At 59.3% G+C, this 6430-nt stretch carries 8 protein-coding genes and 1 pseudogene; 3 read left to right on the forward strand and 6 right to left on the reverse strand.

What is annotated here, in order from left to right:
• A pseudogene (locus ABW043_RS06220) lies at positions 1–204 on the reverse strand (hypothetical protein); the annotation flags it as partial.
• Between the two features lie 321 nt (positions 205–525).
• On the opposite strand from ABW043_RS06220, the gene ABW043_RS06225 reads away from it, so the two are divergent.
• The gene (locus tag ABW043_RS06225; protein WP_353920359.1) at positions 526–924 is read left to right on the forward strand and encodes a hypothetical protein; all 399 of its coding nucleotides are present in this window, start codon (positions 526–528) and stop codon (positions 922–924) included.
• 557 nt (positions 925–1481) lie between these two features.
• On the opposite strand, the gene ABW043_RS06230 is transcribed toward ABW043_RS06225, so the two are convergent.
• Positions 1482–1685 carry a hypothetical protein gene (locus ABW043_RS06230; protein ID WP_353920360.1) on the reverse strand — a complete coding sequence of 68 codons (204 nt, stop codon included), beginning with the start codon at positions 1683–1685 and terminating at the stop codon, positions 1482–1484.
• A 144-nt stretch (positions 1686–1829) separates the two neighbouring features.
• Entirely contained in the window at positions 1830–2105 is a 276-nt protein-coding gene (locus ABW043_RS06235) for a type 2 periplasmic-binding domain-containing protein (RefSeq protein WP_353920364.1), read from the reverse strand.
• Positions 2106–2387: 282 nt separating this feature from the next.
• Between ABW043_RS06235 and ABW043_RS06240 the strand changes: the two genes are divergently transcribed.
• Both ABW043_RS06240 and ABW043_RS06245 read left to right on the forward strand, forming a co-directional pair.
• A complete protein-coding gene (locus ABW043_RS06240) occupies positions 2388–2714 on the forward strand; it encodes a PilZ domain-containing protein (RefSeq protein WP_353920365.1) in 327 nt (108 codons plus the stop codon).
• A 265-nt stretch (positions 2715–2979) separates the two neighbouring features.
• Positions 2980–3183, forward strand: coding sequence for a cold-shock protein (locus tag ABW043_RS06245; protein WP_353920361.1), 204 nt, complete (start codon positions 2980–2982; stop codon positions 3181–3183).
• A gap of 451 nt (positions 3184–3634) precedes the next feature.
• Here the strand turns inward: ABW043_RS06245 and ABW043_RS06250 are convergent, their stop codons facing one another.
• The 3 genes from ABW043_RS06250 to ABW043_RS06260 form a co-directional block, all read right to left on the reverse strand.
• Positions 3635–3787, reverse strand: a complete 153-nt coding sequence (locus ABW043_RS06250; RefSeq protein ID WP_353920362.1) for a hypothetical protein — start codon at positions 3785–3787, stop codon at positions 3635–3637.
• 499 nt (positions 3788–4286) lie between these two features.
• Positions 4287–4784, reverse strand: coding sequence for a hypothetical protein (locus ABW043_RS06255; RefSeq protein WP_353920363.1), 498 nt, complete (start codon positions 4782–4784; stop codon positions 4287–4289).
• Between the two features lie 656 nt (positions 4785–5440).
• On the reverse strand, positions 5441–6280 hold the full coding sequence (locus ABW043_RS06260; protein ID WP_353920366.1) for a transglutaminase-like domain-containing protein: 840 nt from the start codon (positions 6278–6280) through the stop codon (positions 5441–5443).
• Positions 6281–6430 lie beyond the last annotated feature (150 nt).

Below are 6430 nucleotides of genomic sequence, written 5' to 3' on the forward strand. Positions count from 1 at the left end.
CGCATGTATCGCTCCAGCTCATGAACCGGCGTCGTCTTTGCGCGGCGAATGATGTCAAGGGCTACGGTTTGATGCGTGTTGCACCCCCAAGCATTTAACCTCGAGATAGCCGTAACCGGCGTTAAGCGCGTCGCCGATTGCCGGCGAGGGCGGCGCCGGTCCACTAAAGCCAAGCATGCGCGCGTTCCAAGCCTCGCAGGCCAAACGGACGGCATCCTTCCGCGCCGCGGCCGCTCATTCGGCCTGAGCCCAGACGGAGGCGCTGAAGAGGTATTCTCGGGACGTGTTCGTCATCTGCTGATTCTGCCCACCGCGGCATCGGCGGGCAATCGCTACCGATAGCAATGGTAAAGGGCAGAACCGCTGCAGGCTGGTCAGTGCTCCCTTTGGCCTGGTCTGCACACGAATTCCTCAGGACAAAACGAAACGCCGGTAACGAGCATATCGATATCGGGGCAACGTCAATGTAGCTTGTCAGCATGGCCCGCTAAACAGGCGGACGCCGCGCAAATGCGGAGTTCTGGGATGAGCAGATTTGAAGATGAGATCGCGGCGGCCGTTGATAAGCTCGTAGCCGTTGAGTTCACCACTCTCATCGAGAGCATCACACCAGAAGCTGCCTGCAAGTTCCAAAGGCTTGTCAGCGATCTTCAGCGAGAGCTGAGGGTTATGCGCCAGGCCCAGCTCACGATCGTGGTCGACCGCACTCATCAAGGCAGACCCATGTCGTACGAGTCGCCCGACGAAGGCCGGCGGATCGAGTTGTCCTGGGATCAAGCCAACCGTGTTCACCAGCTCACGCCCTTGCGGCTGCATCAGGTGATTTCTGAGGATGCCGCAGAATTTGTGCCCGCGGTCGCCGATAAGACCGCGAGCGAAGCTCGGCTGCCTGCTCCACCATACCGGATGCCGATCGAGTACTGATCGGCAAGGGAACCCTAGGGCAAATGTTAGACTGAGCCAATCCCGAGCGGCCAATGTAATTCTTGGCCGCTCCTAGCCTCAATCTCAGAAAAACATGCTCAATACGGCCAAGGCGACGTCTGGCCCCATGTCGCTGGACAGTAGTGCGCTGATCGATCCGGTGCCGAAAGAGCCAACTGCAATTGATTTGAGAATGGTCATTTGTGTTCCCCTCTAAACCCGGCGAGGAGATGCTGCTCCCGAATTGCTTCAGCTCGACTTCGTCAAAACGTTGATTGGTTTCGGCTCGGCTTCGCCACCCGACGGTGCTCGAAGGAGCGAAGGCCGGCGACCCCGTCGGGGCTGGCATGGTCCGGGTGGCCGCGCCGGCTGAGCGCCAATGCGGCGGCGCTGAGGGAATCCTATCCTTGAGGCATCGAATTACACTCTGCGTCATCGGCGCGTATGACGTCCGATTGAGCGGCATTCGTAGCACCCGGTCTCGCTGTGCGACCGGGCAATCGTTGACCAACTCTGCCGCTGGCAATGACGGATGATCGCCAAGAAGCTGATCGCTTCTACTGATCGCGCCTGAGCCTGCGCTTGCCCCAGTGCGGCATCTTCAAATCGGGATTGTAGACTATCGCGACGTGCCGGTTCAGCGCCCTTATGACGCTGATGCGCGCCAGCATCGTCGGGCCGCCGGTCTCCGCGATCAGGATTAGCGCCTCCATTGCCACCTGCCACTCCGCTACCGAGTGATCGGCGGGCGACAATTGCATGATGTGATCCGCAGCATCCCTAAGGGTGGACAGACGGCTGCCGTCGGGCAGGTCTATCGGATCATCGAAATGGGTTGACCAGGGCAATAGCCGTTCTCAGAAAACGTAATAGGTAGTGGGTGAGCGATGCGAATTCGGGGCGTGTTAGGTCGGCGGCGCGTCCTGCACCTCGAGGAGAGGCCATTCATCCCGGATCCGGACGTAAGTTCCGCTCTCATGCATCTCTAGCTGCTTGCGCTCGATCAGCAGCCTCAGCCCGGATCCATACTCCGCCGCTGACCCGCGGTCGCGGAACAGGAAGGGGCCGTTGATTAGTTCAATATAAATCCGCCCGTCGTGAACGGGCGAGACTTCCTTGGCGATTTCGAGCAGGCGTTTTGCGGCGGCGTCGGGGTCGGAGTACGGACGGTGGGCAGTCATCTTCAAGCGGCGTCTCACGGTTTCCTGGCAGGGCGGCGCGTAGCCGCTGTTCACTTCTGTAAACGGTCCAGATGTCGTGCGCTACTGCCCCTCGCGCGTTCCAATTGTTCAGACTAGCACACTAGGCTTCGACGAAGAGTTCGCGATAATTCGCGCTCTGTCGATATCGCATGCTTTGTTAACCACTCAGCCTCACCTTGAGTGTCGGGAGCTTGAGAGCGCCCGCGTACTGCGTAACGAAGCCCACGGGCCCCTGACCCCGTGGGCTTCCGTTCTTCTCCCATGAGGCGGTTCATCGTGGCGTCGAGCAAAGCAGAGCAAAGGCATTCCCACCGCGTCGAGTTTGACCGCGGCTTCCCGGCTCACATGATGGCAATCGACGGCACCTGGCGGCGCGGTTGCACGCTGAAGGACGTTTCTGAGACCGGCGCCCGGCTTATGGTCGACAGCTCGATCGAGGGGCTCAGCCTGAAGGAATTTTTCCTTCTGCTTTCTTCAACTGGGCTGGCCTATCGGCGCTGCGAATTGGCGTGGGTCAACGGCGAGCAGTTGGGCGTCAACTTCCTCAAGCAGAAGACCGGCAAGAGGAAGTCGACCTCGGAGCCGTAGCGCAGGTATGACGATAAATAGCTTCCAAGATCGGGCAGGGCAGGCATTGCGGGGCTTTCGCTGTAGCGCCGATCACGCCGCGTGGGGCACTCGCTTGAACCGGCCGGGCGAGCCGGCCCGGTCGCCAGAGCCGACCCGGCTCGAAGGCTCAAAGAGCCAGCGAGGCAGCCCGAGCCACCACGTCCATAGCCATCGAGCCGCTTGCGCGCCGCCGGCCTGCCGCCGTAGGCTACCCACCTTTTCCAAACTCCAAGGAGAGCGTGACGTGGCGATCGGTACCGTGAAGTGGTTCAACCCGACCAAGGGATACGGGTTCATTCAGCCGGAGAACGGCGGCAAGGACATATTCGTACACATCTCGGCGGTTGAACGCGCCGGCCTGACCTCACTAAACGAAGGCGCCAGGGTCAGCTACGAAGAGAAGGAAAACCGCGGGAAGATGTCGGCCGAGAATCTCAGGGTCGGCTGAGACCGAACGGGCAGGCCGGTCAGAATTTGCGTTGGGCGCGGCAACGTGCCTGACGGCAAGCTGTTATCTGAACCCTGCATAGAGGCTTTCGCCGACCGTCCAGATTGGTGCCGGATCTCAACGAAAAAACCCCGCCTCGGGCAGAGACGGGGTTTTGGGGGGGGAGGACCGAGGTGGGACGCCTCGGGCTCGCACTCCAGTAGTCGTTTCAGAGCCGATATGGTTCAAAAGAAAAGCCCCGCGCGGGGAAGCAAGCGGGGCTTTTCAGAACCGATAGCTGTGCAAAGGGATTATCGGTTCGCCAGCATAACGGACAGCTTCAGCAGTCGTCCATGGGCCGCCGGGCCGCGGCCCAAATAAACGTGCCTAGTGTAGCCCGTGCCTGTTCGGAGCTCAAAACAAGCCCAGCCAACGGGTAGCTCGGGCGCTCGATGGCGCCTCGGCGGTACGATTAGGCAGCCTTCTTCTCAGCTTTCTCGACTATCTCGACCTGGAAGCAGCCCATATCCCAAAGCTCGGCGGCCATCTTCTCGGCAGCCTCCCGGGTGTCTCTTTTCAGAACCAACTGTCCCGCACCGTCGCGGGCACAAATAAAATATGACATATCGCGAATCCTAATATCGTTTGCATACACACGACGTCGGGATGCCGCAACCGATTGAACAAACTTCCTCGCCAGTTCGGGGGGGGGCTGACGGAGATGCCCTAGTCCACTCTCAACGAAACGATCATCCGGTTTCCCGATAGCCGGGAAGCACAATGACAACCCAATCTCCGGCTCCAGAATGACAGTGGCGGTGTCCGCGATCCTGAGGGCATAGTTGTCCTCGATCTCGGCGGCGGTGTGTTAACTCGCCGCGTGTCTGCCGTGCTCATGCTCGTGAGAAATATGCAAACCTTGCCGGCCATGGTGCACCTTAAAATGCCCCGTTGTTACGGGGCGTGTACGGCGCGAGCGTGGGTGAGGAGGCGCCGAACCTCTGCAAGCTAGCACGCGTTAGGAGCGAGCTTCCAGACCCTAGCCGTGGGCGTGCTCGTCGTCGCGGTTTCCTCGATCACGAGACCGTCGGTGAAAGTTTATCAAACGGCCGCGATGCCCCCGGTCAACGTTCCTTGACGTGACTCACGTCAATACGTAGAAGGCGCGCTTCACTGAGTGGAGCGAAGATGCCGAAGAAGACGAGTAAGCGCGTGTTGTGGTCGAAGGACGATCTCAAGACACTTAAGACAATGGCGAAGCAGAAGGCCGGACGCTTGAAGATCGCGAAGTCTCTCAAGCGGACGCCGGGTGCCGTTACGGCCAAGGCCGCGACACTCGGCATATCGCTGTCAATGCGGTAGCTTTTGACGGCGCGCGAACTGGTGCACGTCGCCGGATTCTCCTGCCGCGCGACGCCTGACGAATACGAGCGGCTAAACCGCGTGGCAAAGCGGCCCCCAGCACGGTCAATATTCGATCGCGGCATAAATGGAGCCAGTTCTATGAAGCTCAGGAGCAGATCGTCACGCTGGTTGCGAGGTTGAAACAGTTGAACGGGCATTAGCGTATGGAATGTGGGCGCAGTTTTGAGTCGAGATTCGATCGATGCACTGGTGGGCATCACATGGAAATTTTAGCTCATGGAACGTGCAACCGCAGCGGTTGGAAGAAAAAACGCGAAGCGGTGAAATGCGCCAGCGATGCTATCTTGCGGCGCGGGCGCGCGATTGGAATAAAATTTCCAAATGGCGGTGAGATGAAGAGACGATCAAATCCAAGCTGAACAGCTGACGCTCCAACCCGTCCCTAACGACCATTCTGGTGAAGATCTGGCGAGCAATCGGCGGCGCAAGCAGCTACGCCTTGGAAGGTGTGAGCGCGACGGCCGCATCAGTAGACGCCATACCAAGCAATAGACCGCAGGAACACTGAAAGTTCTGTGCTGAGGACGGGGCGATACGCCACAAGGAAAAATGCTCGGTCCGCCGCGCGCATTGGGGACACAGTAGTATGAGGCCGGGTGTCGATGGGTGACGTCGAGATCACTTCGAACCTGAGGCACCATTGAAGCCCCTTGCAGCGAGTTGGGCCTATCAAAGTTTTTATTTTTACCGGGCCTGCGAATGCGAGCTCGGCTCTATCGTAGCCAGGACTAGCTAATCATGAGCGCCTGCTTTTTCAGCAGAGCGCCGCCGTCCGGAAGTCGCATTTGCATTGTCCGGATACGCGGACCGCTTAGCCTGATAAGGCGAACCGGCTGCCGGCCCCTCCCGTTCGTCAAGCCGCGACTCGTAGTGGCTCTGCCTGCCGATCCTTCAGTTCCTCGGTGACCACAGTAAATCGCACTAGGTTTGCAGGCCCGAAGGCGGTGGAGATAGCAACATCGGCAGCATCGCGCCCGCGAGCGATTAAAATGCGGCCGATCCGGGGATGATTGTGTCTGGCGTCCAAAGTGAACCACCGGCCGTCGAGGAACACCTCGTACCAAGCGCTGAAATCCATGGGAGCCGGATCGGCCGGCACGCCGATATCACCGAGGTAACCGGTGCAATATCGCGCCGGGATGTTCATACAACGCGAAAGGGTGACCGCAAGGTGAGCGAAATCCCGGCATACGCCGCGGCGTTCCTCATGCCCCTCGGATGCTGTTCGGTCTGCGCGGGCATGATGATAGCCGAACTCAATACGCTCGTGAGCGTAGTCGCAGATGGCCTGAGCCCGCTGCCAGCCGCCCTCTATCCCACCGAACAACGACCACGCGAGGTTTGAAAGCTTTTCCGTGTCGCAATAGCGGCTTGCCAGAAGAAAAGGCAGCGCCTCGCTGGGTAGAGCGCCGACGTCCCATTGCTTGGCGGTGGGGCGGACTTCGTCCGGCCGACCGGTGTCATTGACAACAAACTCAGTCCGAACCTCGAGAAGACCTTTTGGCGCGACCAATCGGGTGCAGATATTGCCAAAGGGATCAAAATAGTCTCGTGCATCGACGCCCGCGGAAAACGACATTGATTGGTCCGTGGCGATGTCCTCATCCCGTGACGGGTGCGTGGTGAGGATCAACACTATTGGGACTTCTTGGGGACAATGAAATGCGATGTCGTAGCCTGCCCGAATCTTCACAATGACCTCCATGATGTCAGCGCTAGCTAAGCCAAACGACTCCGCTTCGTTCCACAGCGAGCCGAACAAACTTTAGGCGTTGCGATTTGCGCTGGAGTTCGTGAGGTAGGCTGGCGCGGCAGCAACTGAACAAGCTTTAGGCTGGACTCT

Source organism: Devosia sp., assembly GCF_040509215.1.
Classification (GTDB): Bacteria; Pseudomonadota; Alphaproteobacteria; order Rhizobiales; family Devosiaceae; genus Devosia.